This is a genomic window from Streptomyces solitudinis (assembly GCF_036323765.1).
GTDB lineage: Bacteria > Actinomycetota > Actinomycetes > Streptomycetales > Streptomycetaceae > Streptomyces.
Window position 1 is genome coordinate 192064 of sequence record NZ_JAZDCW010000006.1, and the last position, 26272, is coordinate 218335.

Sequence of the window (26272 nt, forward strand, 5' to 3'; positions counted from 1 at the left end):
ACGGACGGGCGCACGGATACCTGATGTATCTAAGATGTGCGCGTGCCCTCCTCCGTCGCCTCCCGGCTCACGCCCTCCGCCGAGCCGCCGCCCGCCAAAGCGGCGGCCGACGCCGTCCCCGCACGGCGGCAGCCCGCCGCCGAACGGGTGTACACGCACGTCAAGCAGGCCGTACTGGAGCGGCGGTACGAGGGCGGGATGCTGCTCACCGAGGGGGAACTGGCCGAGGCGGTCGGCGTCTCCCGCACCCCCGTCCGGGAGGCCCTGCTGCGCCTGGAGGCCGAGGGGCTGCTGCGGCTCTACCCGAAGAAGGGCGCGCTGGTGCTGCCCGTCTCCGCCCAGGAGATCGGCGACGTCGTCGAGACGCGGCTGCTCGTGGAGGAGCACGCCGCCCGCAGGGCCGCGCCGCCGCCGCCGGGGCTCGTCGAGGAGCTGGCCGGGCTGCTGGAGCGGCAGCGGGTCCTCGCGGAGGCCGGTGACCTGGCCGAGGTCGCCGCCGTCGACCGGGCCTTCCACGCGGCGCTCGTGCGCAGCACCGGCAACGAGATCCTCACCCGGCTCTACGACCAGCTCCGCGACCGCCAGCTCCGCATGGGCGTCGCCGTGATGCACGCGCACCCCGAGCGGGTGGCCAAGAACATCGCCGAGCACGCCGAGATCCTCGCCGCCGTGCGCGCGGGCGACGCCGACGCCGCCGCCCGCGCCGTCCACCGCCACGTCAGCTCCGTGCACGGGCTGCTGCGGGGCGACCGATGACGACGCCGGGGCACATACGCGCGCCGCGGCCGTCCCCGGAACCCCCCGGGGGCGGACGCGCCATGGCCATGTGGGGCCTCGGCGTCAGCGTCTACTTCGTCGCCGTCACCTACCGGACGAGCCTGGGCGTGGCCGGGATCGAGGCCGCCGACCGCTTCGACGTGGGCGCCTCCGCGCTCTCCACCTTCTCCCTCCTCCAGCTCCTGGTGTACGCGGGCCTGCAGATCCCCGTGGGCCTGCTGGTGGACCGCTGGGGCACCCGCAAGGTGCTGGCGCTGGGCATCGTGCTGTTCACCACCGGCCAGTTCGGCTTCGCGCTGGCCGATTCCTACCCCGTCGCCCTCGCCTGCCGGGCCCTGCTCGGCTGCGGCGACGCGATGACGTTCATCAGCGTGCTGCGGCTGGGCACCCGCTGGTTCCCCGCGCGGCGCGGGCCGCTCGTCGCCCAGCTCGCCGGGCTCATCGGCATGGCGGGCAACCTCGTCACCACCCTCGTCCTCGCCCGCGTCCTGGCCGCCTACGGCTGGACGCCCACCTTCGCGGGCAGCGCGGCGGCGGGCGTCCTCGCGCTGCTGCTGGTGCTGTGCTTCCTCAAGGACCAGCCCGCGGGCCACGCGGCGGGCGCCGAACGGCCCGGCGGCCGCGGCTACGTGCGGCGGCAGATCGCCGCGGCCTGGGCCGAGCCGGGCACCCGGCTCGGCATGTGGGTGCACTTCACCACCCAGTTCCCCGCGATGGTCTTCCTCCTGCTGTGGGGGCTGCCGTTCCTCGTCCGGGCCCAGGGCCTCGACGTGGCGGGCGCGGGCACGCTGCTCACCGTCGTCGTGCTGTCCAACATGGTCATCGGCCTGGTCTACGGACAGACCATCGCCCGGCACCACCACGCCCGCGCGCCCATCGCGCTGGGCACCATCGCCGCCACCGCGCTGCTGTGGGCCGCCGTGCTGCTGTGGCCCGGGCAGGCACCGCTGTGGGTGCTGGTCGTGCTGTGCGTCGTGCTGGGCGCCTGCGGCCCCGCGTCCATGATCGGCTTCGACTTCGCCCGCCCCGCCAACCCGCCCGAGCGCCAGGGCACCGCCTCGGGCATCGTCAACATGGGCGGCTTCACGGCCTCCATGACGACGCTGCTGGCCGTCGGCGTCCTGCTGGACCTGACCGGCGACGACTTCCGTGTCGCCTTCGCCGCGGTGTTCGTCCTCCAGGCCCTCGGGCTCAGCCAGATCCTGCGGCTGCGGAAGCGGGCCGACCGCCGCGAGCGCGAGCGGATCGTCGCCAGCCGCGTCGAGGCGGTCCACGTTCCGGCGTGAGCCACCGCGTTCCGGCGTGCGGCGGGCGCCGCCTCAGCGCGTCACGGCGAACCGGCCCAGGATCGCCTCGGCCAGCGGCTGGTCCCCCTCCACCTTGACCCGGTCGGCGACGGCGGCGGACCGCACCCGGCCGCACGCGAGGCGCACGTACGTCTCCCAGTCCAGCGTGAAGGTGACGGCGGGGCCCAGCGAGGGGCTGCCGTTGACCGTGCCGTTGCCCTCCTTGTCCACCCGCACCGTGCGCATGAACTCCAGGGGGCCGCCCACGTCGAAGACGACGGCCGAGTTCGCCGGCGCCGAGGCCCGGCGCGCGACGACCTCGGGCAGCGCGTCGACCAGCATGTCCCGGGCGACGTACGCGCCGGCCGAGTCCAGGTTCCCGGGACGGCCGAGCGCGCGCCGGATGTCCTGCTCGTGCACCCACACGTCGAACGCCCGCTCCCGCAGCAGCTCCTCCACCGTGACCTCGTGCCCGAGCGGGTGGCGCAGCTTCGCCTCCGGGCCGCGCTTGTCGTTGCGGAGCTGCCGCGAGCGGCGGATGACGGTGTACTCCAGCTCGCTGGTCATCTCCGGACCGGTGTGGTGACGCCGCACGTCCACCTGCACCTCCATGCGGCGGCTGGTCTCGTCCGTGACGTGGAACAGGTCGCGCGGGAGGGTGTGGATGGGACGCGGATCGCCCAGCAGCTCGCACTCGATGCCGATGATGTGCGAGACGACATCGCGCACCGACCACCCCGGGCACGCCGTGGCGCGGTTCCACTCGCCCTCCACCAGCGGCTGCACCAGCTCGGATATCGCGTCGATGGAGTGAGTCCAGGCGTCAACATAGGGTTGAATGCTCGGGTGCTCGGTCACGGGACCCCTCGTGGCAACGGTACGGATCTTTCGCAATGCGGGTGCCCCTCAAGTTAGTCTGCGTCAGGGCACCCGGGCACCGCTTTCGGGTGACGATCGTAGGCGCTTCGTCGCGTGGCCTGGCGCCCGGAGCCGACCCCCGCCGCACGGAAGGTGTCCCAGTGCGCACTTCGCTCATCCAGCTCGGCGTCGACCCGGACGAGCCGGTCAACGCCCGCCGCTCCCGGGCGGCTTCGCTCGTCCGCTCCCTCAGCGGTTCCGACCTCGTCGTCCTGCCGGAACTGTGGCCGGTCGGCGCCTTCGCCTTCGAGCGCTTCGCCGCCGAAGCCGAACCCGTACCCGGCGGTCCCACCGCCGAGGTCATGTCGGAGGCGGCGCGGGACGCGGGGGTGTGGCTGCACGCCGGGTCCGTGATCGAACGCGCCCCGGACGGCGCCCTCTACAACACCTCGCTGCTCTTCGCACCCGACGGCACCCTGGCCGCCACCTACCGCAAGATCCACCGCTTCGGCTTCGACCGGGGCGAGGCCACCCTGCTGTCCGCCGGGACGAGCCCGGTGACGGCACCGGCGGCCGGCACCACGCTCGGCCTGGCCACCTGCTACGACCTGCGCTTCCCCGAGTTGTTCCGCGCGCTGACGGACGCGGGCGCCCAGCTCCTCGTCGTCCCCGCCGGGTGGCCCGCGGCCCGCACCGGCCACTGGACGCTCCTGGCCCGCGCCCGCGCCGTGGAGAACCAGTGCTACGTGCTGGCCTGCGGCACGGCGGGCAGCCACGCGGGCGTCCCCCAGGCGGGCCGCAGCGCGGTCCTCGACCCCTGGGGTGAGACGCTCGCGGAGGCGTTGGACGCCACCGAGCAGATCGTCACCGCGGACCTCGACCCCGCCCGCGTCGCCGAGGTCCGCGAGCAGTTCCCCGTCCTCAAGGACCGCGTGCTGTAACGGATTCCGCGGTCTCCGGGAAACCGTCCGGCGCGGCTCAGCGGCGCGCGGGCGCCGCGTGCCGCGCCGGGGCGAGCGGCAGGACGAGCCGGATCTGCCGGTCGAGCTGGTGGAACGAGAGCAGCGCCGCCACCGGGGGCAGCCCGGCCACGCTGATGGCGGGCAGGGTCAGCGGGCCGTGCGCCACGCACAGCGTCACGGCGATGGCGGAGAACAGCACGACGACGCACCACGAGTGCGTGGCCCGGCGGCGGTGCACGGCTGCCCGCAGGATGGACAGCGACGCCACCAGCCACGGCCCGTACACCAGCAGGGGCCACAGCCGGGCCGTGCCCGCGGGCGCGGCTGTGGCGGCGAGGTGCTCCAGCGGTTCGTAGGAGAGCAGCGCGCCGAGCGCGCTCATCGTGAGGACGAGCAGGGCCGTGAGGACGGCGGTGACCCAGCTGACCGTGCGCCGCCAGGGCAGCAGCCCGTCCGCCGCCCCGCCGCGCAGCCGCCGCCTGCGGTGGCGGGCGCTGCCGGACGTGAGGGCGGGCGGGGGGCCGAACCCGGGGAACGCCGGGTGTCCCGTCTTCCCGGCGGCCCGGCCGTCCGGGCCTCCGTGCGGGAGGTACGCGGGGGGCGGGGCGGGCGCGGGGGATGCCGGGGTCGCGGCGGACGCCGGGGGCGCCGGAGGCGCGGCGGACGCAGGGGGCGCGGCGGAGAGCGTCTCGCGGGTGGCCGCGGAGTGCTCCGCGGCGGACTCCAGGAGCCGGGTCAGCTCCGCGTCCAGCCCCGCGACGACCTGCGAGGCGGGCCAGGAGTCCGGTCCGCCGTACGCGTCGTACACGTCCTGCCTGCCGTCCGCACGGCCCGTCCCGTACGCGTCGTCCAGCGACCCGCGCGGGCCGGGCACGTCGACGAACAGGTAGTCCCAGGCCGCCCCCACGAAGGGGCCGCCGCCGGGCGCTGCGTACAGGTCCTGCGGAGTGCTGAGCGGATGACCGTGGTCCATGGGGTGTCTTTCGGCGATGCGGACGGCGGAGTCACGTGGGAAACGTTTCGGCACGATCGCGTGCGTCGAAGAACCGCCGCAGCTCCTCCTCAAGGGGTTCCAGGGCGCACAGGAGATCCACCAGGAGCGTTCCGCTGTGTTCGAGGGCCACACGCCTTCGCGCGTCCTCGGTGTGCGTCAGCGACGGGCCACTGGCCGTTTCGGTGAGGACCCAGGCGCCCATACGAGCCCCGGTCCGGATAGGTGAAGCCACAGACGGCTTAACGCGACGGGCAAACAGGCGATACCCCGCCATCCGGGGGATGGATGGTCAGTGAATACGCTTCACACACCGGCGCCCGCGCACGCCGCCTGGGAACCGGACGGCTCCGGCGCCGGGGACAAGGCCGGCGCCGGGGGCAGGGCCGGGGCGTCCGCCCACAGCCCGAGCAAGCGCACGTACTCCGCGGACCGCCGCTCGTCGGCGGGGCCCTCCATGAGCCGCCGGATGCGGTCGTTCACCTCACCCCGTGCCGGACACTCCGGGGCGCGGGGACGTGCCGAAGAGACCATACGAGCACCGTACGGCCGCCCACTGACAGCCGGGGCCCGCCGTCAGCGGGCGGCCCCGCCGCGTCTGGACCGCCCGCCGCGCTCCCGCCCCACCGGCGCTACACCGCCAGCAGCGGGGCGTCGTCGCGCCACTTGAGGACCTTGTCGAACGTCACGACCGCTCCGTCGCCGGGGCGGTTGCGGAAGCGTACGCGGTCTGCGAGTGCGTTGATCAGGAACAGCCCCCGGCCGTTCTCGGTCTCGACCAGATCGGCGGTGCCCGGCGGCAGGGCGGGGGGGACGAAACCGGGACCGTGGTCGGTGACCTCGATCCGGCACATGTCCCCGTTCAGGTACGCCGTGACGCGGTAGTCCCCGGCGTGCTGGGGGCCGCCGCCGTGCTCGACGGCGTTGGCGCACGCCTCGGAGAGGGCCAGGGACAGTTCGTAGGCGATGTCCGGTTCCACCCCGGCGGTTTCCATCGCTCCGAGGAGAAGCCGCCGGGCGAGCGGGACGCTCGCAGCCTCACGCCGCAAATGCAGAGACCACCAGATGCTCATGCTCCAGCCTCCTGGCTGCGGCTCGACTAACCGAGGCTTGACATACGGATACGTATTGCCCCTCTAAGCGGACAGTAAGCATCGGTCCCGCGGCAGAACGCTCATCTGGCCCATCCGGTGCGAGGCGCCCCTTTCGGACCCTCCGCGGTGCGAACCGGGCCCCCGGTGAGATGATGGGGCCGCCATGGACGTGCCCGTCGCGCGCGCGAGCGCCGATCTGCGACTGCTGCGGGCCGCGGTCTTCACCGCGGCCTGCGTCGCGCTGTCCGCCGCCGGTCACGTGCTGGCGGCCGGGGCCGGCGTGCCGTGGTGGGCGGTCGGTGCGGCCGCCGCGCTGGTGTTCGCGCTCGCCGTGCCCCTCGCGGGCCGGGAGCGCTCACTGCCCGGCGTCGCCGCCGGACTGGCCGTCGGCCAGTCCGCCCTGCACGCCCTGTACGGCTCCGCGCAGTGGGCCTCCGGCGCCGGCGGACGGGGGCAGGACGACGCGGGCGTGGTCGCCTTCGCCCGCAGCCTCCTGTGCAACGACGCCGCCCGGCCCCTGACGGCGGAGCAGGCCCGGCAGGTGCTGGACGACGCCGGGCTCGGCGGCCTCGCCGCCGGGCACGCGGGCCATCCGGGCCCGGATTCCGGCGTCACGGAGGCCGCGCTCGGCCTGGCGTCCTGGCCGATGCTGCTGGCCCACCTGACCGCCGCCCTCGCCGCCGGATGGCTGCTGCGCCGCGGGGACGCCGCTCTGTGGCTCCTGGTGCGGCTGTCGGCGACGGCCGCGGACGGGCTGCTGCTGCGGGCGCTGCGCTCCGCGCTCGCCTGCCTGCGGCTGCTGTGCGGCGCCGCGGTGCCGCACGCGCCGGGCGTGCGGCCGGGCACGCGCGACGAGGCCGTGCCGCCCGCGCCGGGGGCGCTGCGGCACAGCGTCGTGCGGCGCGGGCCGCCGCGGACGCGGGATCTCGTGCTCACGGCCTGACGCACGCGCCGCCCCGCACTCGGGCGGGACGCGGGCGTCGCGCCGGACGGCCCCGGGCCGTCCGCCCCTGCCCGCGTCTCTTCTTCAGGAGCGTTCCGCCATCATGACCGCTTACCCTTCTTCTCCCGGTTCGTCCCCCTCCGCCCGTGCCGCCCGTCCGGCCCGCCGGACCGCGGCGGTCTCCGGCCTCGCCGCCGCGGCCGTGCTCGCCATGGGCGGCCCCGCCCTCGCGCACGTCACCGTCGACCCCAAGACCGCCCCGGGCGGCGGCTACTCGACGATCAACTTCAAGGTCCCCAACGAGCGGGACAACGCCTCCACCATCCGGCTGGAGGTCTCCCTGCCGACCGACCACCCGCTGGCCTCCGTCATGCCCGAGCCGGTGCCCGGCTGGGACGTGAAGGTCGAGCAGGGCCCGCTGGACGAGCCGGTCGAGATGCACGGCGAGCAGATCGACGAGGCCCCGGCCAAGATCACCTGGTCCGGCGGCACGATCGAGCCGGGCACCTTCCAGCGGTTCCCCGTCTCCGTCGGGCAGCTCCCGGACGACGCGGACCGGCTCGTCTTCAAGGCGGTCCAGACGTACGACAACGACGACGTCGTCCGCTGGATCGAGATCCCGGAGGAGGGCGGCGAGGAGCCGGGCTTCCCCGCGCCCGTGCTGGAGCTGACCGACGCCGGTGACGCCGGGCACGGCGGCCACGACCACGCCGGGGCGGACGATGACTCCGAGGGTTCCGGCGACTCCGCGGACTCCGGCGACGCCGAGCCCGCGGGTGAGGCGGCGGCGGCCGGTGAGGGCGACGGCTCCACCGACACCACGGCCCGGGTCCTGGGCGCCGTCGGCATCGCCGCGGGCCTCGGCGGCATCGCGTTCGGCGTGCTCGCCGGACGCCGCCGCTCCGCCTGACCCCCGCCCGTACCGCACGTAGCGCCCGTACCGTCCGTACCGCCCGTACGGCGATCCGCACCGCGGCGGGCCCGGCACCGTCCGGGCCCGCCGCGGCCACCCTCACTCCGTCAAGGAACACCGCCATGCACCACTCCCCGCACGCCCGCACGCGGCGCCGCGCCACCTCCGTCCTGGCCCTCGCCGCCGTGCTCGCGCTCGGCGCCACCGCCTGCGGCGGCTCCGCCGGCCCCGCGAGCGGCGACCAGCCCGTCGCCGAGGTCTCCGGCGCCACCGACCGCGAACAGGGCACCGTGCTCGACCGCCCGTTCGAGAAGCCGGACCTCGTCCTCACCGGTACCGACGGCCAGGAGTACGACTTCGTCACCGAGACCCGGGGCAAGCCGACCCTCCTGTACTTCGGCTACACCCACTGCCCCGACATCTGCCCGCTCACGATGGGCAACATCGCCGTCGCCGAGTCCAAGCTGACGCCCGAGGAGCGCGAGGAGCTCCAGGTCGTCTTCGTCACCACCGACCCGGAGCGGGACACGCCGGAGGAACTGGGCGCCTGGCTGAAGGGCGTCGCCCCCGGCGCCGTCGGACTCACCGGCGACTTCGCCACCATCCAGGCCGGGGCCCGCACGCTCGGCATCAGCATCGACCCGCCCGAGAAGACGGCGGACGGCGAGATCGTCTCCACGCACGGCTCCCAGGTGCTGTTCTTCTCACCGGAGGACGACAAGGCCCACGTCCTCTACACCGAGGACGTGCCCGAGGCGACCTACGCGCGGGACCTCCCCAAGCTGGTCGAGGGGGAGCTGCCGTGATCCGGCGCCGCGCGGCACGGGCCACCGCCCTCACCCTCGCGCTCGCCGCACCGCTCGCGGCCGGCGCCTGCGGCACGGCCGACGCCCCGCCCGCACCCGGCGCGGTCGAGGGCAGCGCGTACATGCCGGAACCCGTCACCGGGAAGATGGCCGCCGGATACTTCACCCTCACCAACGACGGCGACGAGCCCGACACGCTCACCGCCGTCACCAGCGACGTGTCCGACGACGTCCAGTTCCACCGCACCGTCGACAACCGGATGGAGCGCGTGGAATCCTTCGGCATCCCCGCGCACGGTGAGCTGGCGCTCAGCCGGGGCGGCAACCACCTGATGTTCATGGGTCTGGAGCGGAAGCCGAGCAAGGGGGACACGGTGAGGCTGGAGCTGCACTTCGAGAAGTCGGAACCGCTCACGCTGGAGGTGCCGGTGGAGGCCACGAACCACCAGCCGTCCGCCGCCGCGGGCCAGCGGTAGGCGCGCCGCCGTGACCACGCCCCGCACCGCGTTCCCCGCGTCACCCGCCTTCTCCTTCGGTGCCGCGCGCGGCACCGCGCCCCGCGCCGCCGCGCGGCTGCTGCTGGCCGTCGCGCTGCTGGCGACGGCGCTGCTGGCCGTGCTCGCCGACGCCCGGCCCGCCGCCGCGCACGCCGCGCTCACGGACACCAGCCCCGCGGAGGGCTCGGTCGTGGCCGAGGCGCCACAGGCGGTGACGCTGACGTTCTCCGAACGGGTCGCCATGTCCGGCGACGCCGTCCGGGTGCTCGATCCGGACGGCGAACGGGTGGACGCCGGCGGGCCCGCCGAGGTGGGCGGGACCGGCGCCGTCACCTACGCCGTCGGGCTGCGGCCCGGCGTGCCGAACGGCACGTACACCGTGGCGTGGCAGGCGGTGTCCGCCGACAGCCATCCCGTCTCGGGAGCGTTCACGTTCTCCGTCGGCGCGCCGTCGCAGACGAGCGTGAGCGTGCCCGGGCAGCGGGCGGGCGGCGGCGCGGTGGGCCTGGTCTACGACGTCGCCCGCTACGCCGCGTACGGCGGCTTCGTCCTGCTGGCGGGCGGCGCCGCCTTCGTCCTGGCCTGCTGGCGGGAGGGCGCCGGGGTCCGCCCGGTGCGCCGGGTGGTCACCGCGGGCTGGGTGACCATGACGGCCGCCACCCTCGTGCTGCTGCTCCTGCGGCACCCCTACACCACCGGCGGCGGCCTCGCGGACGCCTTCGACCTCGGCGGACTGCGCACGGTCCTGACGACGAGGACGGGCACGGCCCTCGTCTCGCGGCTGCTGCTCCTGGCGACGTCCGCGCTGTTCGCCGCCGTCCTGTTCGGCGCCTTCGCCCGCTCCCGCGAGGAGCGCGAACGGCGGGACCTGCGCTACGGGCTCGCCGTCGGCGGCGCCGTGCTGGCGGCCGGGCTCGCCACGACGTGGGCGATGTCCGAGCACGCCTCGACCGGCATCCAGACCGGGGTCGCCATGCCGGTGGACGTGGCCCACCTGCTCGCCGTGGCCGCCTGGCTGGGCGGTCTCGCCGTGCTGGTGGCCGTCCTGTCGGCGGGGCTGCCGCTGCCCGGCGCCGCCGTGGCCCGGTTCTCCCGGCTGGCGTTCGGCAGCGTGCTGGTGCTCGTCGCGACGGGGCTCTACCAGTCGTGGCGGCAGGTGGGTTCGTGGCCGGCGCTGACCGGTACGGAGTACGGGCGGTGGCTCATCGCCAAGGTGGTGCTGGTGGCGGTCCTCGTGGGCGTCGCCGCGCTGTCCCGGCGCTGGACGGCCCGGCTGGCCCAGGCACCCGCCCCGGCCGCGGCTCCGGCGGCGGCTGCGGTCGCCGCGGGGGCCGGGGCTTCCGCCGGGGCCGGGGCTCCCGCTGCGGCTCCGGCTGCGGCTCCCGCTCCGGCTGCCGGGGACGCCGGGGACGCGGCGGAGGACGCCGGGGACGCGTCCGTCGCGCCCGAGCGCGCCGCCCAGCTCGCCCGGCAGCGCGCCGCCGTGGCCGCCGCCCGCCGCAAGCGGGACCGGGACGCGGACACCCCGCGGGCGGGCCTGCGCCGCACGGTACTGGCCGAGGCGGGCGTGGCCGCCGTGCTGCTGGCCGTCACCACGGTGCTCACCGGCACCGAGCCCGCGCGCACCGAGACGGCCGCCGCGGCCCGGCAGGCACCGAGCGGTCCGGTCTCCCTGGACGTACCCTTCGACACGGGCGCCCCCGGCGGCCGGGGCACCGCCCGGCTCGACCTGGACCCGGGCGGCACCGGCGTCAACACCCTGCACGTGCGCACCGACGTCGCGGCCGAGGAGGTCCGCGTGGCCTTCACGCTCCCGGCCCGCGGCATCGGCCCGCTGTCGGTCGTCCCGGACCCGGCGGACGGCACGGGACAGCACTGGTCCGCGCCCGACGTGCGGCTCCCCATGCCCGGCGAGTGGGAGATCGCCGTCACCGTCCGCACCTCGGACATCGACCAGGTGACCGAGAAGAAGAACGTCACGATCGGCTGAACACCGCATGACCAGCTCCACCGGCTCAGCCCGGCCCGTCCGCCCCGCCGGCGCCACCGGCCCCGCGGACGCGGCGGGCGCCCCCGGCACCGACGGCGGCCGTCCGCCCGTCTCCCGGCGCAGGCTGCTCGGGACGGCGGGCGCGACCGGCGCGGCCGGGCTCGCGCTCGGCGCCACCGGCGGCGTGCTCGGGCACGCCGCCGCGCAGCCCGCGCCGCCCACCGCGCTCAGCAGCGTCGGGGCGGCGGCCTACCCGTTCCACGGGCGCCACCAGCCCGGCATCGTCCAGCCGGTGCAGGCGCACGGGCACCTCCTCGCCCTCGACCTCGCACCGGGTACGGACCGCCGTGCCACGGCCGGTCTGCTGCGCCGCTGGTCGCGGACGGCCGCCGCCCTCATGGCGGGCGGCACCGCGGACGGGGCGGGCACCGGCAGCGCGCTGGACGCCGGGCCCGCCGCCCTCACCGTCACGTTCGGGTTCGGCGCCGCCCTCTTCGACCGCCTCGGCCTCACCAGCCGGCGGCCGGACGCGCTGGCGCCGCTCCCGGACTTCTCCGCCGACGCCCTGGACCGGCGGCGCTCCGGTGGCGAGCTGTGGGTGCAGATCGGCGCGGACGACGCGCTGGTGGCCTTCGACGCCCTGCGCGCCCTCCAGCGCGACGGCGACGGGGTGGCGCGCGTGCGGTGGCACATGTCCGGCTTCAACCGCACGCCCGGCGCCGCCGCCGGGCCGCACACGCAGCGCAACCTCATGGGACAGGTGGACGGCACCAACAACCCGAAGGAGGACGACCCGGACTTCGCGCGGCGCGTCTTCGTGCCGTCCGGCGGTGACGCCCGGCACCCGGAGTGGATGGGCGGCGGCTCGTACGCCGTCGTGCGCCGCATCCGGATGCTGCTGGACGACTGGGAGCGCCGCCCGCTCGCCGAGCAGGAACGGGTGATCGGGCGGCGCAAGGCGGACGGCGCCCCGCTGTCCGGGGGCACGGAGACGACGCCGGTGGACCTGGAGCGGCGCGGCGCGGACGGCCGGCTCGCCGTCCCGGCGAACGCGCACGTCCGGGTGTCGGCGCCGGAGACGAACGGGGGCGCCGCGATGCTCCGCCGCTCGTACTCGTACCACGACGGCCACGGCCCGGACGGCTCCCCGGACGCCGGGCTGCTGTTCGTGGCCTGGCAGGCGGACCCGCTGACGGGGTTCGTCCCGGTGCAGCGGAAGCTGGACCGGGGCGACGCCCTGTCGGCGTTCGTCCGCCACGAGGCGAGCGCCCTGTTCGCCGTGCCCGGCGGGGCCGCCGAGGGCGGCTACGTCGGCCAGGCGCTGCTGGAGGGCTGAGCGGTCGGGGACGTGCCGGGGGCGCCGCCCGGGACGAAGCGGGGCAGCGGCCCCGCGTCCGCCGCGGAGCGCCTAGTGTGGCGGCATGTCACCTGCCAGCCGTTACACGTATCTGGGCCCGGAGGGCACGTTCACCGAGGCCGCGCTGCGCACGCTGCCGGAGGCCGCCACCCGGGAGCTGGTGCCCATGGTGTCGGTGGCCGCCGCGCTGGACGCCGTGCGGGCCGGGGAGGCGGCGGGTGCGCTGGTGCCCATCGAGAACTCGGTGGAGGGCGGGGTGACGGCCACCCTGGACGAGCTGGCGTCCGGGCAGCCGCTGATGATCTACCGCGAGGTGCTGCTGCCGATCGCGTTCGCCCTGCTGGTGCGGCCCGGCACGGAGCTGGAGAGCGTGAAGACGGTGACCGGGCACCCGGTCGCGCAGCCGCAGGTGCGCCGGTGGCTGGCCCGCAACCTGCCGGGGGCGCACTGGGAGTCGGCCGCCTCCAACGCGGACGGCGCGCGCCTGGTGCAGGAGGGCCGCTACGACGCGGCGTTCGCGGGCGAGTTCGCCGCGGCGACGTACGGTCTGGAGGCGCGCGTCACGGGCATCCACGACGCGGAGAACGCGGTGACGCGCTTCGTCCTGGTCGGCCGTCCGGCCCGTCCGGCGGCGCCCACGGGGGCGGACAAGACGTCGGTGGTCTTCTGGCTGCGCGAGGACCACCCGGGCGCGCTGCTCGAAGTGCTCCAGGAGTACGCGTCGCGCGGCGTCAACATGATGCGCATCGAGTCGCGGCCGACGGGTGAGGGCATCGGGCGCTACTGCTTCTCGGCGGACTGCGAGGGGCACCTCCAGGACCGCCGGGTGGCCGACGTGCTGTCGGGGCTCAAGCGCGCCTGCCAGCAGGTGCGGTTCCTCGGCTCCTACCCCCGGGCGGACGAGGTGCGGCCGACGCTGCGGGCGGGGACGACGGACGCCGAGTTCACCGCGGCTGCGGACTGGGTGACGCGCTGCCTGGACGGCCGCGGCTGAGGCCGTGCCCGTCCGGCCGCGCGGCGGGCTGCCCGGCCGTCCCGGCTGGCGCGGCCGTCCATGCTGGCGCGCCTCCCGGTCCCTCCCGGGCGGCCCCGGGGCGCTCCGGCGGGCGTTTCCCACACCTGACGGGAAGTTATCCACAGGCGCGCTCTGCGGCCTGTGCATAAGTCGACACTTGCCCCGGCCTCCGTCGACAAAGGTGCTCTGTCACCCGGGGTGACCGTCAATGCCACGACCGCTCATCACCCGGCCGAGTGAGGCGTATCACAGTCAAACCCTTCATACGAGTTGACCCCACGGGTTTGTCCGGCGAATTGTCCGGAGTGCCCCGCCCGAATCGCCGCCCGGCACGGTGCGGTGCAATGTCCACAGCCTTCCTCGACACCCTGTGGATATTCCACGAAACCGCGCGTGACCTGTGGATAAGCCTGAGCGCCACACCCCCGCGAACGACGCGCTTTCCCCTTCGGAAAAACCCCTAAAAGGTACAGAACATGCGTAAACGGGATATCGGTTCGGAGAGGCCCTTCCGGCACCGGTAGCCTGGGCCCGTGATTGACCTTCGCCTGCTCCGTGAGGACCCCGACCGTGTGCGCGCGTCCCAGCGCGCCCGAGGAGAGGACGTCGACCTCGTCGACGCCCTCCTGGCCGCCGACGAGCGGCGCAGGTCGTCCAGCGTCCGCTTCGACGAGCTGCGTTCCGAGCAGAAGCAGCTCGGCAAGCTCATCCCCAAGGCCACCGGCGACGAGAAGGCCGCGCTGCTGAAGAAGGCCGGCGAGCTGTCCGCCGCCGTGAAGGCCGCCGACGCCGAGCAGGACGAGGCGGCGGCCGAGACGCAGCGCCTGCTGGGCCGCCTCGGCAACCTCGTCCACCCGGACGTGCCCGTCGGCGGCGAGGACGACTTCACCGTCCTGGAGACGTCCGGCGCCCACCGCGACTTCGCCGCCGAGGGCTTCACCCCCCGCGACCACCTGGAACTGGGCCAGAAGCTCGGCGCCATCGACGTCGAACGCGGCGCCAAGGTCTCGGGCTCGCGGTTCTACTACCTCACCGGCGTCGGCGCGCTGCTGGAGCTGGCCCTCGTGAACGCCGCCATCGCCCAGGCGACGGCAGCCGGGTTCACACCCATGCTCACCCCCGCGCTCGTCAAGCCGCGCGCCATGGAGGGCACAGGCTTCCTCGGCCAGGCCGCCCAGGACGTCTACCACCTGGAGAAGGACGACTACTACCTCGTCGGCACCTCCGAGGTTCCGCTCGCCGCCTACCACATGGACGAGATCGTCGAGGCGGACACGCTCCCGCTGCGCTACGCGGGCTTCTCCCCCTGCTTCCGCCGCGAGGCCGGGTCGTACGGCAAGGACACCAAGGGCATCTTCCGCGTCCACCAGTTCGACAAGGTCGAGATGTTCTGCTTCGTCGCGCCGGAGGAGGCCGAGGCCGAGCACGCCCGGCTCCTGGAGTGGGAGAAGCAGTGGCTGACCTCCCTCGGACTGCCCTTCCGCGTCATCGACGTGGCCACCGGCGACCTCGGCTCCTCGGCCTCCCGCAAGTACGACTGCGAGGCGTGGATCCCCACCCAGGGCAAGTACCGGGAGCTGACCTCGACGTCGAACTGCGACGAGTTCCAGGCCCGCCGGCTGGCCGTGCGGATGCGTGAGGGGAAGCGGGTGCGTCCGCTCGCCACGCTGAACGGCACGCTGTGCGCCGTCCCGCGCACCATCGTGGCCCTGCTGGAGAACCACCAGACGGCGGACGGCGCCGTGCGCGTCCCGGAGGTGCTGCGGCCCTACCTGGGCGGGCGCGAGCTGCTGGAACCGGTCGCGTCATGAGCCTCCCGTACCGGCTGGTCGCCACGGACCTCGACGGCACGCTGCTGCGCGGCGACGACACCGTCTCGCCGCGCACCCGCGACGCCCTCGCCGCCGCCACGCAGGCCGGTGCCGCACACCTGGTCGTCACCGGGCGTGCGGTGCCGTGGACGCGGCACATCCTCGACGCGCTGGACTACCGGGGCCTCGCGGTGTGCGGCCAGGGCGGGCAGCTCTACCACGCGGGCGAGCACCGGCTGCTCACGTCCGTCACGCTGGACCGGGAACTCGCCGGGCTGGCCCTGGCCAGGATCGAGGCCGAGACCGGCCCGCTGGCCGTGGCCGCCTCCCGGGACGGGCTGGACGGCGCCGTGATCGTCGGGCCTGGGTACCGGGTGCAGGAAGGGCCGCTTCCGGCCACGCCGTACGAGGACCGGGCCGAGCTGTGGTCGGCGCCGCTGAGCAAGCTCTACCTCCAGCACCCCCGGCTCTCCGACGACGAGCTGGCCAAGGTGGCGCGGGAGACGGCGGGCGCGATGGTGGGCATCACCATGGCGGGGCCGGGCATCGTCGAGCTGCTGCCGCTCGGTCTGACGAAGGCGACCGGGCTCTCGCTGGCCGCCCGGCGGCTCGGCGTCACGGCCGCCGAGACGATCGCGTTCGGCGACATGCCCAACGACGTCCCGATGTTCGCCTGGGCGGGCCACGGTGTCGCCGTCGCCAACGCGCACCCGGAACTCCTCGCGGTGGCGGACGAGATCACCACGTCGAACGAGGAGGACGGCATCGCGGTCGTCCTGGAGCGCCTCCTGGCCTGACGCCCCGCCCGCGACGTCCGCGCCGCTACGCTCGGTGCCATGACGCGCACAGTGGTGATCAGCGGTGGCGGCAGCGGCATCGGCCTCGCGGCGGCGCGGTGCTTCGCGGCCGGAGGGGACCGGCTCGTCCTGGTCGGGCGGCGGTCCGGGGTGCTGGAGCGGGCCGCGGCCGAGCTGCCCGGCGCGCTGCCCGTTCCCGCCGACCTGACCACGCCCGACGGCGCCCGCACCGTCGCGGAGACCGTGGCCGGCACGTTCGGCGCGGTGGACGTGCTGGTGCACGGCGCGGGCGGCAACGGCGGCCTGGAACCGGCGCCCGGCGCACTGGACGCCTCCGACCCGCTGCGGGTCGCGGAGCACCGCTGGACGCTGAACTTCCGGCTCAACGCCCTGACCGCCGTGCTGCTCACGGAGGCCCTGCGCGACCGGCTCGCCTCGCCCGGCGGCCGGGTGCTGTTCGTCAGCTCGATCGCCGCGTACCGGGGCTCCGGTTCGGGTGCTTACGCGGCGAGCAAGGCGGCCCTGCACCCGTACGCCTTCGAGCTGGCCCGCGCGCTGGGCCCGCGCGGCGTCACCGTCAACGTCGTGGCACCCGGCTACGTCGAGGACACCGGGTTCTTCGGCGCCGGGCTCCCCGCCGAGCGCCGCGAGCACCTGGTGGCCGAGACGCTGAACGGCCGCCCCGGCACCCCCGGTGACGTGGCCGAGACGCTGCACTGGCTCGCGTCCCACGCCGCCGGCCACGTCACCGGTCAGGTGGTCCAGGTGAACGGCGGGGCGCAGCTCGGCCGCTGAACCCCGCGTCGCGGGGGCCGCTCAGCCCCGGTACTCCTCCAGCAGGCGCAGCCAGACCTCGCTCATCGTGGGGAAGGCGGGAACGGCGTGCCAGAGCCGCTCGACGGGCACCTCCCCGGCGACGGCGACGGTCGCCGCGTGCAGCAGCTCGCTGACGCCCGGCCCGACGAAGGTGACGCCGACGAGCACCTGGCGGTCCTCGTCCACGACCATGCGGGCCTGCCCCCGGTAGCCGTCGGCGTACAGGGCGGCCCCGGCCACCTGGCCGATCGCGTGGTCCACGGCGCGTACCCGCAGCCCGCGCTCCTCGGCCTGCGCGGCGGTGAGCCCGACGGCGGCGGCCTCGGGATGGCTGAAGACGACCTGCGGCACGGCGGCCGAGTCGGCGGTGGCGGCGTGCGCGCCCCAGCGGCCGGTCTCCAGCGGCGACCCGCCCCGCGCGCGGGCGGCGATCGCCGCCCCGGCGATGCGGGCCTGGTACTTGCCCTGGTGCGTGAGGAGGCTGCGGTGGTTGACGTCGCCGACGGCGTAGAGCCACCCGCCGGTGACGCCGGGGACCCGGCAGGAGTCGTCCACGTCGAGCCAGTCGCCGGGCGTGAGGCCGACGGTGTCCAGGCCGAGGTCGTCGGTGCGCGGCTCGCGTCCGGTGGCGAACAGCAGCTCGTCGGCGCTCAGTTCCGATCCGTCGTCCAGCCGCAGGACGACGGGCTCGCCCGGGGCGGGCCGGTGCACCGAGGTGACGCCGGTGGACAGCCGCAGGTCCACCCCGGCCTCCCGCAGCCCGTCGGCGACGTACGCGCCGACGAACGGTTCCATGCGGGACAGCAGCCCCTCGTCGCGCACCAGCAGGGTGACGGCCGAACCGAGCGACTGCCAGGCATAGGCCAGTTCCACCCCGACCGGGCCGCCGCCGACGACCGCGAGCCGCCCCGGCACCTCCCTCGCGGCGGTGCCCTCGCGGTTCGTCCACGGCGAGGCCGTGTCGGTGCCGGGAATGCCCGGCACCTTGGCCCGGGTGCCGGTGCACACGGCCACCGCGTGCCGGGCGGTGAGCACCCGCCGCCCGCCCTCGGGCGTCTCGACGGTGACCTGGCGCGGTCCGTCGACGCGGCCGTGACCGCGGAGGAACTCGGCGCCGGTGGAGTCGATCCACCGCACCTGGCCCTCGTCGTCCCAGTGCGAGGCGAAGGAGTCGCGGCGGTCCAGTACGGCGGCCGGGTCCAGTCGTCCGCCGGCGGCCTCCCGCGCCCCGGCCACGGCGCGGGCCCCGGACAGGGCGACGGGCGGGCGCAGCAGGGCCTTGCTCGGCATGCAGGCCCAGTACGAGCACTCACCACCGGCCAGTTCGCTCTCCACGAGCGCGACGGAGAGCCCGGCGGCGCGGACCCGGTCGGCGAGCACCTCGCCGACCGGTCCCGCGCCGAGCACGATCACATCAAAGGAGTCCATGGCGCCATCATGGCCTCCCCGCCCGTCCGGGGAGGGGGAACCACGCGGCCAGCGGCGCACGGCCCGGCGGCGGGGAGCCGCGGGGCCGGGGCCGCCCGGTCAGGCGTGCTGCGGCACGCGGGCCGGGCGGGCGGGGGCGGGCTCGGTGAGCGACGGCGCTCCCGCGGGCACCGGCACCGCGGCGAAGATGCGGCCCTGCTGCCTCTGGAGTTCGGCCTTGCGCTCCGGTGACGTGCCGGGCAGCCGCTGCTCCTCGTAGAGCGGGTGCGTGGCGACGGCCGCCTCATGGCTGGCGGGCGTGTGGAACTGCACTTCGAACGTGTGCCCGTGCATCGGGTCGCGCCAGGCCGCGTTGATGCCCTTGTACCCGGTGCGGTTCTTCCACGTGTTGCTCCACCGGACGCTCTCGTGGCCCCAGGCGCCGAGCATGCCGGCGGCGGTGCGCACGCCGTCGGTGTAGGCGCCGTCCTCCCACTGGAGGGTGTAGCGGACGGAGTCGTTGAGCCCGTCCAGCGCCTCGTGGACGGTCTGGTCCGGGTCGGCGGTGAGCCAGGTGGCGATCTTGCGCTTGAGCGAGTCCTCGGACTTCAGCCGCTGGTCGAAGCCGACGAGTTCGGCGCCGCTCCAGGAGGCCACCGTGCGGATCTGCGGGCTGATGTCCTTCTCCGCCGTGCGGGCGCGCGCCATGAACGCGTCCACGGCGGCGTTGTCGGAGGCGTTGAGGGCGAGGTCGCCCTGCCGCCAGCCGCCGTCCCCGGCCGCCTCCACGCTCGTCCCGCCGGAGGCCTCTCCGGCCGGCGGAGCGTCGGCCGGAAGGGTCGTCGCAGGGCCGACCGGCCATGGCTTCCCGGCACCGGACCGGCGCGCCGCGGACCGCTCGGTGCGCGGCTCCGTGGCCGGGGCGGCGCCCGGCGCCGCGCCGGGGGCCGGAGCGAAGACGGAGGCGGAGTGGGCCGGTTCGCCGGGGGCGCCGGCGGCGGCTCCGGGCGCGGAGAGGAGCCCGAGGGCGGTGGCCAGAACGGCACCGGACACGGCACGGGCAGCCGCGCGGGCGGGCGCGGAGGCGGCCAGGCGGCGTGCGGCCGACGGCTGCGGGGGCAGGGAAGGCTGAGTCATCGGCATACATCCCATCGCTGGACGAGCACGTGCGCCGCGTATAACGGCGTCCGGCCGCCCGCGTCACGGGACGTCATCCCCATGGCGGCGGCGTGCGGGCCCCGAGCGCCGTTTCACGTGAAACCTTCCCCTTGGGGCGGTTTCACGTGAAACAGCACCGCGCCACGGGAGCACGCCTCCCGGTGAGCGACGGGGTCACTCGTCCCCGGTGAGCGTCAGCACCTTCAGCCGCTGCCCGGCGTACCAGGTGCCCGCCACGGTGACCACGGTGAGCAGCACGGCGGCGGTGGTCAGGCCCACCTCCGAGGTGATGTCCGCACCGCTGCCCGCCACCTTCTCGGCGACGGCGAGCGCCCACTGCTGCACGCTCAGCATGCGGGCGCCCTCCACCAGGGAGCCGAACAGCGTCTCCCAGAGCAGGGCGTACACCAGGCCGAAGACCACCGCGTGCCGGGTGACGGTGCCCAGCAGCAGGAACACCGCGCTGTAGGCGATGGACCCGATGACGGCCGCGATGGCGTAGGCCACCGCGATCTGCTGGCTGCCGCCGACCAGGATGTACCCGGCGACGAGCAGCGGGACGGCGGAGAAGACGATGGTGACGCCGATGGCGACGATCAGCTTGGTCACGATGATCGTCGGGCGCTTCACCGGCTTGGACAGCAGGTAGACGATCGAGCCGTCGTCGATCTCCGGGCCGATGGCGCCCGTTCCGGCGATGACACCGATCAGCGGGACCATCGTGGCGAGCCCGAAACCGCCGAGCAGCTGGATCGCCGTCTGGTCGTCGGCGACGTCCAGGGCCCGTACGGCGATGGCGATGACCAGCAGCAGCGCGGGCAGGGCGGACAGCATCAGGGCGCGGTGGCGGCCGAGCAGGGCCCGGTAGGTGAGCCGGGCGACCGTGGGATCGTACATATCGCGGGCTCCTTGCTAGGCCGTGACGAGGTAGGAGAACACGGACTCCAGCGACTCGTCCGAGGGCGAGACGGTCAGGAGCCGGATGTTGTGGGCACGGGCGATGCGCGGCAGTTCCCGGGTGAAGCGCTCGAAGTCGATGGCCTGGATGCGCAGGGCGCGCTCGCTCCAGTCGAGTTCGATCCCCGCCGTGGAGTCGTCGGCGATCAGCGCCGCGGCCAGCGCCCGGTCGTCGGTGGAGCGCACGAGGTAGCGGTGCGGGCGGTCCGTCATGAGCCGCCGGATGCGCCGGAAGTCACCGCTCGCGGCGTGCCGCCCGGCGACGATGACCTCGATGTGGGCGGCGAGCTGCTCGACCTCCTCCAGGATGTGCGAGGAGAACAGCACGGTGCGGCCCTCGTCGCCCATGCGGCGCAGCAGCGCCATGAGCTGCATGCGCTGGCGGGGGTCCATGCCGTTGAAGGGCTCGTCCAGCAGCAGGACGGACGGCTCGTGCACCAGGGCCGAGGCCATCTTGACCCGTTGCCGCATGCCCTTGCTGTACGTGTCGATGCGGCGGTCCTGGGCGTACTCCATCTCCACGGTCGCCAGCGCGCGGCGCGCGGCGGCGCCCGGGTCGGGGAGGCCGTGCAGTTCGGCGTTGGCGAGCACGAACTCCGCTCCGGTGAGGAAGTCGTACATCGCCTCCCGCTCGGGCACGATGCCGATCTCCCGGTACGTCTGCTCGTTGCGCCAGACCGTGGCGCCGTCCAGCGTCACGGTGCCGACCGAGGGTGCGAGGAAGCCGCCCATCATGGAGATGAGGGTGGACTTCCCGGCGCCGTTGGGGCCGAGGAGTCCGGTGACGCCGGGGCCGACGTCCATCGTCACGTCGTTGACCGCGACGACGTTGCCGAACCAGCGGGACACGTGGTCGATGCGGATCGTACTCACAGGCCGGCCTTCCGGTAGCGGGCCATCAGCACGGCGTACGAGCCCGCCGCCAGGCCGAGGATGACGAGGAGGTAGCAGATCCCGGCCGCGTCGCTGGGCACCACGGCGCCGGGGAAGTCGGTGGGCCCGCCCAGGAACTTGGCCTGGAAGCCGGTCATGAGCGTTTCGGGGGACGCGAGGCCGAGCCAGCCCACCGCGTTGAGGGCGTTCTGCTCGGTGGCGATGAACTGCACGGTGGTGACGGCGAAGTAGGGGATCGTCAGCACCGCGATGATGGCGGCCACGCCGAAGCCCCGGCGGGGGGTGAGCGCGGCGATGACGAGCCCGATGCCCGCGTAGACGACGGAGAGCACGGCCACCGAGACCAGGCCGAGGGCGAAGTCGGCGGTCTGGTCCCCGAAGTCGAGCTTGCCGAGCAGTGCGCCGACGTAGAGGAGGACCAGCGGGGTGGCGGTGAAGACGAACAGCGCGCAGGCCATTCCCGCGTACTTGGCCACCACGTAGTCGGCGCGTTCGACGGGCCGCGAGAAGTACAGCGGCACGGTGCGGAAACGCAGGTCCCGGGAGACGGACTGCGGCGCCATGGCGGCGAGGTAGAGGCCGATGACCGGGGCGAGGAACTGGGCGTACTCGCGGTAGTCCACCGGGAGGTCGCGCAGCTCGGTGGTGATGGCGATGGCCACGATGATCACGGCGGGCACGCACATCAGCGCGGCCAGGAGCATCGGGGTGATCTTGGACTTGGCCGAGCGGCCGAGTCCGTAGCCGCCGCGCAGGGACTGGACGAACAGCGACCTGCGGGCGTAGCCCCGGCCGAGCCGGGCGCCCTCGTAACTGCGGTAGCCGATGTTGTGGATGCTGGCGGCCGCCCCGCTCGCGGGCTGCCGCGTCTGGCTCTGGTCAGCCTGCATGGCCGCTGCCTCCCTTCCCGTTCCGCTCCTGTGCGTCCTGCTGGCCCTGAGCGCCCTGTGGGTTCTGCGCGTTCTGCTGGAAGACCTCGGCGATGCGGTGCCGGCGCTGCTCCATGCGCACCAGCCCGAGACCGAGTTCCGCGATGGCGTCGCGGACGGTGTCGTACGTGTCGTCGCCGGTGACGTCCACCAGGAGGAGGTGGCCCGCGCCCGGCAGGCCGGTGTCGCCGTGCGGTGGCACCGCCGTGAGCCCGGCGGCGGTCAGCGCCTCCCGCAGGGCGGCCGTGCCGTCGGGGTGGGCGTCGGTGTCGGTGACCTCCACGGCGAGGGCCGCGGTGGCCTGCGTGAAGTCCGAGGTGGCCGACGAGCGCAGCAGCGCGCCGCCGTCGATGACCACGACGTGGTCGCAGGTGCGCTCCAGCTCGCCGAGCAGGTGGGAGGTGACCAGGACCGAGATGCCGAAGTCGGTGTGCACCCGCCGGATGAGGCTCAGCATCTCGTCGCGGCCGACCGGGTCGAGGCCGTTGGTCGGCTCGTCCAGCAGCACGAGCTGCGGATCGTGCACGAGGGCCTGGGCGAGTTTGACGCGCTGCTTCATGCCCGTGGAGTAGCCGCCCATCGGACGGTACCGCTCCTCGTAGAGGCCCACGTGGCGCAGGGTGTCGGCGGTCCGCTCCCGCGCGGCGGTGGGCGGCAGCCCGGACATCCGCGCCAGGTGGACGACGAACTCCGTCGCCGACACGTCGGGGGGCAGGCAGTCGTGCTCGGGCATGTAGCCGACGCGTTCCCTGATGGCCGATCCCTCGGTGCGCACGTCCAGGCCGAGCACGCGGGCATCACCGCTGGTGGCCGGTGCCAGGCCCAGCAGGATCTTGATCAGGGTCGATTTACCGGCGCCGTTGGCACCCACCAGGCCCGTCACGCCCGGTGTGATGTCCACGGTCAGCCGGTCGAGCGCGGTCACCCGTGGGTACCGCTTGGTGAGGCTTTCGGTCACGATCACAGTCACGGGTCCGACCGTAGTGGCGCCCCGGGCGGAGGGCGTCCGTCCGTACGGCTGGACCGTCTCCGTCTGAGGTCGGAGGGCCCCCGTAGGGGAAGCCGTCCGCGAGGTGGTGCCGGACGGGCGGACCGGCGGGCGGCACCCTGCCCGGTGGCCCGGCGGCACCCGTGGTCACCGCGGCGCCCCCACCGCGACTTACCCTCGGTATCCACAGGGCCGCTCCTCCTCTTGACGCAGCCACACACCGTTGTCACATTGATCGGTGTCACCGTCGGCGGCGCGTGCTCCGGCGCGGGCGGCGGGGCGTCCGTGCCGCCGCCGGGGAGGGGTCTGCCATGACCACAGCCGTACGGGAGCTGAGCGCCGAGCTGCGCGGCTTCCGGGAGGTCCAGCGGCTCGCCTACGCGTGCGCCGAGGCGGTGGCCGCACAGCTCGAACCGGGCATGAGCGAGCTGGAAGCGGTCCGTCTCCAGCGCCGCTACCTGCGCGAACGCGGCGTGCGGGAGTGGTTCCACCTGCCGTTCGCCTGGTTCGGGGACCGCACCGCCTTCACCGGGATCGGCACGTTCCGCGGCGGGTCGGGGCCGCTGCGCTTCTTCCCCACCGCGCGCCGCCTGGAACCGGGCATGCCCTTCATCCTCGACCTCGCGCCCGTGCTGCACGGCTGCACGGCCGACGTGGGGTACTCCGGCTGCCTGGGCCTCAACCCGGTGCACGACCGCCTCATGGCCGACCTGGAGGCACACCGGGAGCTGATCCTGCGCGAGGTGCGCGAGCGCCGTCCGCTGCGGGAGGTCTACGAGAGCGTGGAGCGCCTGATGGTGCGCCAGGGGTACGTGAACCGGCACCGGGCGCACCCCTTCGGCTCCCTCGCGCACAAGGTGGGCCGGGTCCGCCCGCGCTCCGGGGCGGGCCGCCGCGCGCCGACCGTCCTCGGGTTCGGCGCCCGCGCGCTGCGCGGCCTGGCCCGGGACGTGCTGCACGGCCACCGGGAGGGCTGGTCACCGCTGTGGAGCCCCTACCGGTTCTCCGACCACCCGCCGCCCCCGGGGCTGTGGGCCGTCGAACCGCACCTCGGCTTCCGCGGCACCGGCGCCAAGTTCGAGGAGATCCTGGTGGTCACCGACTCCCGGGACCCGGACGAGGGCGCCTACTGGCTGGACGACGATCTGCCGCACGTGCGGCGCTGGCGGGAGGAGAGGGTCGCATGAACGACGAGGGCGCCGAAGGGCTGCCGGCGAACGCGCGGGAGCGCTGGGTGGTGACGCCGGAGGGGGTGCGGCTGTGCGTCGCCGAGCTGGGCGATCCCGGGCAGCCCACGGTCGTGCTGCTGCACGGCTACCCGGATTCCAAGGAGGTCTGGTCGCTGGTCGCCGAGCGGCTGCGGGACCGCTTCCACGTGGTGCTGTACGACGTGCGCGGGCACGGCCGTTCCACCGCGCCCAGGCCGCTGCACGGCGGCTTCACCCTGGAGAAGCTCACCGACGACTTCCTGGCCGTCGTGGACGCGGTGAGCCCCGGCGCGCCGGTCCACCTGGTGGGCCACGACTGGGGCTCGGTGCAGGGCTGGGAGTTCGCCACCGTCCGCCGCACCGAGGGCCGCATCGCGACGTTCACCTCCGTCTCCGGGCCCTCCCTCGACCACTTCGGGCACTGGATCGCCCAGCGCGTGGCCCGTCCGACACCGCGCCGGGCGGCCCAGCTCCTCGGCCAGGGCGCCAAATCCTGGTACGTGTACGCGCTCCACACCCCGGCCCTGCCGGAGCTGGCCTGGAGGGGCCCGCTCGGCAGGCGCTGGCCCGCGCTGCTGCGCCGCCTGGAGCGCACCCCCGAGGACGGCTACCCGACGCCGTCCCTGCCGAGCGACGCCGCACACGGCGCCTGGCTCTACCGGGACAACGTCCGCGCGCGGCTGCGGCGTCCGCGCGAGGACGCCTACGCCCACGTGCCGGTGCAGCTGATCACGCCCACCGGTGACGCGTTCCTCTCCCCGCACCTGTACGACGGGCTGGAGCTGTGGGCGCCGCAGCTCACCCGCCGCACCCTCCCGGGGAAGCACTGGGTGCCACGCACCCGGCCCGACCGGCTGGCCGACTGGATCGGTACGTTCGCCACCGCCCACGAGGGCGCGACGGTACCGCGCCAGGTGGTCGCGGGCGGCGCGCACGCGGACCGCTTCGGCGGGCAGCTCGTGCTCGTCACCGGGGCGGCCAGCGGCATCGGCCGGGCGATCGCGTTCTCCTTCGCGGAGGCCGGGGCGCGGATCGTCGCGGTGGACCGGGACGCCGAGGGCGCCGCCCGCACCGCCCAGATGGCGCGCCTGGTGGGGGCGCAGGAGGCGTGGGCGGAGACGGCCGACGTCGCGGACGGGCAGGTGATGGAGAAGCTCGCCGCGAAGGTCGCCGCCGACTACGGCGTGGTGGACGTCCTCGTCAACAACGCCGGTATCGGCCTGGCCGGCGCCTTCCTCGACACCACGGCGGAGGACTGGCGGCGGGTCCTGGACGTCAACCTGTGGGGCGTCATCCACGGCTGCCGTCTCTTCGGCCGCCAGATGGCCGAGCGCGGCCAGGGCGGTCACATCGTCAACACCGCCTCGGCCGCCGCCTTCCTGCCGTCCAGCACGCTGCCCGCCTACAGCACCTCCAAGGCGGCCGTGCTCATGCTGAGCGAGTGCCTGCGGGCCGAACTGGCGGGGCAGGGCATCGGCGTCTCGGCGATCTGCCCCGGCATCGTCAACACCGGCATCACGGCGACGACGCACTTCGCCGGGGTGGACGAGGCGGAGGGTGCGCGGCGCCGGGCCCGGGTTTCCCGCTGGTACGGGCGGCGCAACTACCCGCCGGAAAAGGTGGCCGACGCGGTGCTGGACGCCGTCGTCCACGACCGGGCGGTCGTGCCGGTGACTCCGGAGGCGCGTGGCGCGCACCTCCTGTCCCGCCTCGCCCCCGGCATCCTGCGGGCCTCGGCCCGCGTGAAGCCGCCGCTGTAGCGTCCGCCGTGGCGGGCCGGGGCGGGCACCGCGACGCGCCGCCGCCCCGGCCCGCGAC

25 protein-coding genes are annotated in these 26272 nt (G+C 74.9%); 15 read left to right on the top strand and 10 right to left on the bottom strand.

Annotated features, from left to right (window positions below):
- Positions 1 to 36: 36 nt before the first annotated feature.
- Both V1J52_RS17400 and V1J52_RS17405 read left to right on the top strand, forming a co-directional pair.
- Positions 37 to 756 carry a GntR family transcriptional regulator gene (locus V1J52_RS17400; RefSeq protein ID WP_443075852.1) on the top strand — a complete coding sequence of 240 codons (720 nt, stop codon included), beginning with the start codon at positions 37 to 39 and terminating at the stop codon, positions 754 to 756.
- A complete protein-coding gene (locus V1J52_RS17405; protein ID WP_330140759.1) occupies positions 753 to 2063 on the top strand; it encodes an MFS transporter in 1311 nt (436 codons plus the stop codon). Before V1J52_RS17400 ends, V1J52_RS17405 begins: the two co-directional genes overlap by 4 nt.
- Before the next feature lie 33 nt (positions 2064 to 2096).
- Here V1J52_RS17405 and V1J52_RS17410 read toward each other — a convergent pair whose 3' ends face one another.
- Positions 2097 to 2921, bottom strand: a complete 825-nt coding sequence (locus V1J52_RS17410) for a maleylpyruvate isomerase family mycothiol-dependent enzyme (protein WP_330140760.1) — start codon at positions 2919 to 2921, stop codon at positions 2097 to 2099.
- A gap of 161 nt (positions 2922 to 3082) precedes the next feature.
- Here V1J52_RS17410 and V1J52_RS17415 point away from each other — a divergent pair, with 161 nt between their 5' ends.
- Positions 3083 to 3862, top strand: coding sequence for a carbon-nitrogen family hydrolase (locus tag V1J52_RS17415; RefSeq protein ID WP_330140761.1), 780 nt, complete (start codon positions 3083 to 3085; stop codon positions 3860 to 3862).
- Between the two features lie 37 nt (positions 3863 to 3899).
- Here the strand turns inward: V1J52_RS17415 and V1J52_RS17420 are convergent, their stop codons facing one another.
- From V1J52_RS17420 to V1J52_RS17430, 3 genes are all read right to left on the bottom strand, one after another.
- Entirely contained in the window at positions 3900 to 4856 is a 957-nt protein-coding gene (locus V1J52_RS17420) for a DUF2637 domain-containing protein (RefSeq protein WP_330140762.1), read from the bottom strand.
- A 324-nt stretch (positions 4857 to 5180) separates the two neighbouring features.
- The gene (locus V1J52_RS17425; protein ID WP_330140763.1) at positions 5181 to 5357 is read right to left on the bottom strand and encodes a hypothetical protein; all 177 of its coding nucleotides are present in this window, start codon (positions 5355 to 5357) and stop codon (positions 5181 to 5183) included.
- A 149-nt stretch (positions 5358 to 5506) separates the two neighbouring features.
- Positions 5507 to 5947: an ATP-binding protein gene (locus tag V1J52_RS17430; RefSeq protein WP_330140764.1), complete on the bottom strand. Its 441-nt coding sequence runs from the start codon at positions 5945 to 5947 to the stop codon at positions 5507 to 5509.
- A gap of 184 nt (positions 5948 to 6131) precedes the next feature.
- Between V1J52_RS17430 and V1J52_RS17435 the strand changes: the two genes are divergently transcribed.
- The 10 genes from V1J52_RS17435 (at position 6132) to V1J52_RS17480 (ending at position 16892) form a co-directional block, all read left to right on the top strand.
- Entirely contained in the window at positions 6132 to 6911 is a 780-nt protein-coding gene (locus tag V1J52_RS17435; RefSeq protein ID WP_330140765.1) for a hypothetical protein, read from the top strand.
- Positions 6912 to 7014: 103 nt separating this feature from the next.
- Entirely contained in the window at positions 7015 to 7821 is an 807-nt protein-coding gene (locus V1J52_RS17440; protein ID WP_330140766.1) for a YcnI family copper-binding membrane protein, read from the top strand.
- Between the two features lie 125 nt (positions 7822 to 7946).
- On the top strand, positions 7947 to 8630 hold the full coding sequence (locus V1J52_RS17445; protein ID WP_330140767.1) for an SCO family protein: 684 nt from the start codon (positions 7947 to 7949) through the stop codon (positions 8628 to 8630).
- The gene (locus tag V1J52_RS17450; RefSeq protein ID WP_330140768.1) at positions 8627 to 9106 is read left to right on the top strand and encodes a copper chaperone PCu(A)C; all 480 of its coding nucleotides are present in this window, start codon (positions 8627 to 8629) and stop codon (positions 9104 to 9106) included. The genes V1J52_RS17445 and V1J52_RS17450 overlap by 4 nt, the downstream gene beginning before the upstream one ends.
- A gap of 10 nt (positions 9107 to 9116) precedes the next feature.
- Positions 9117 to 11117, top strand: a complete 2001-nt coding sequence (locus V1J52_RS17455; protein ID WP_443075853.1) for a copper resistance CopC/CopD family protein — start codon at positions 9117 to 9119, stop codon at positions 11115 to 11117.
- Between the two features lie 7 nt (positions 11118 to 11124).
- The gene (gene efeB, locus V1J52_RS17460) at positions 11125 to 12453 is read left to right on the top strand and encodes an iron uptake transporter deferrochelatase/peroxidase subunit (RefSeq protein ID WP_330140769.1); all 1329 of its coding nucleotides are present in this window, start codon (positions 11125 to 11127) and stop codon (positions 12451 to 12453) included.
- Positions 12454 to 12538: 85 nt separating this feature from the next.
- Positions 12539 to 13468, top strand: a complete 930-nt coding sequence (gene pheA, locus V1J52_RS17465) for a prephenate dehydratase (RefSeq protein WP_330140770.1) — start codon at positions 12539 to 12541, stop codon at positions 13466 to 13468.
- 554 nt (positions 13469 to 14022) lie between these two features.
- The gene (serS, locus tag V1J52_RS17470; RefSeq protein ID WP_330140771.1) at positions 14023 to 15300 is read left to right on the top strand and encodes a serine--tRNA ligase; all 1278 of its coding nucleotides are present in this window, start codon (positions 14023 to 14025) and stop codon (positions 15298 to 15300) included.
- Positions 15297 to 16097, top strand: a complete 801-nt coding sequence (locus V1J52_RS17475) for an HAD family hydrolase (protein ID WP_330140772.1) — start codon at positions 15297 to 15299, stop codon at positions 16095 to 16097. The genes serS and V1J52_RS17475 overlap by 4 nt, the downstream gene beginning before the upstream one ends.
- 39 nt (positions 16098 to 16136) lie before the next feature.
- Positions 16137 to 16892: an SDR family NAD(P)-dependent oxidoreductase gene (locus tag V1J52_RS17480; protein WP_330140773.1), complete on the top strand. Its 756-nt coding sequence runs from the start codon at positions 16137 to 16139 to the stop codon at positions 16890 to 16892.
- A 21-nt stretch (positions 16893 to 16913) separates the two neighbouring features.
- On the opposite strand, the gene V1J52_RS17485 is transcribed toward V1J52_RS17480, so the two are convergent.
- From V1J52_RS17485 to V1J52_RS17510, 6 genes are all read right to left on the bottom strand, one after another.
- Positions 16914 to 18341, bottom strand: coding sequence for a dihydrolipoyl dehydrogenase family protein (locus tag V1J52_RS17485; protein WP_330140774.1), 1428 nt, complete (start codon positions 18339 to 18341; stop codon positions 16914 to 16916).
- A gap of 99 nt (positions 18342 to 18440) precedes the next feature.
- Entirely contained in the window at positions 18441 to 19457 is a 1017-nt protein-coding gene (locus V1J52_RS17490) for an ATP nucleotide 3'-pyrophosphokinase (RefSeq protein WP_330140775.1), read from the bottom strand.
- 195 nt (positions 19458 to 19652) lie between these two features.
- Entirely contained in the window at positions 19653 to 20375 is a 723-nt protein-coding gene (locus V1J52_RS17495) for an ABC transporter permease subunit (RefSeq protein ID WP_330140776.1), read from the bottom strand.
- Positions 20376 to 20390: 15 nt separating this feature from the next.
- Positions 20391 to 21308: an ABC transporter ATP-binding protein gene (locus tag V1J52_RS17500; protein WP_330140777.1), complete on the bottom strand. Its 918-nt coding sequence runs from the start codon at positions 21306 to 21308 to the stop codon at positions 20391 to 20393.
- Positions 21305 to 22219 carry an ABC transporter permease gene (locus V1J52_RS17505; RefSeq protein ID WP_330140778.1) on the bottom strand — a complete coding sequence of 305 codons (915 nt, stop codon included), beginning with the start codon at positions 22217 to 22219 and terminating at the stop codon, positions 21305 to 21307. Before V1J52_RS17505 ends, V1J52_RS17500 begins: the two co-directional genes overlap by 4 nt.
- Positions 22209 to 23228: an ABC transporter ATP-binding protein gene (locus V1J52_RS17510; protein ID WP_330140779.1), complete on the bottom strand. Its 1020-nt coding sequence runs from the start codon at positions 23226 to 23228 to the stop codon at positions 22209 to 22211. Before V1J52_RS17510 ends, V1J52_RS17505 begins: the two co-directional genes overlap by 11 nt.
- Before the next feature lie 329 nt (positions 23229 to 23557).
- On the opposite strand from V1J52_RS17510, the gene V1J52_RS17515 reads away from it, so the two are divergent.
- Both V1J52_RS17515 and V1J52_RS17520 read left to right on the top strand, forming a co-directional pair.
- Positions 23558 to 24433: a M24 family metallopeptidase gene (locus tag V1J52_RS17515; RefSeq protein ID WP_330140780.1), complete on the top strand. Its 876-nt coding sequence runs from the start codon at positions 23558 to 23560 to the stop codon at positions 24431 to 24433.
- Positions 24430 to 26214 carry an SDR family oxidoreductase gene (locus tag V1J52_RS17520; RefSeq protein WP_330140781.1) on the top strand — a complete coding sequence of 595 codons (1785 nt, stop codon included), beginning with the start codon at positions 24430 to 24432 and terminating at the stop codon, positions 26212 to 26214. The genes V1J52_RS17515 and V1J52_RS17520 overlap by 4 nt, the downstream gene beginning before the upstream one ends.
- The last annotated feature ends 58 nt before the right edge of the window (positions 26215 to 26272 follow it).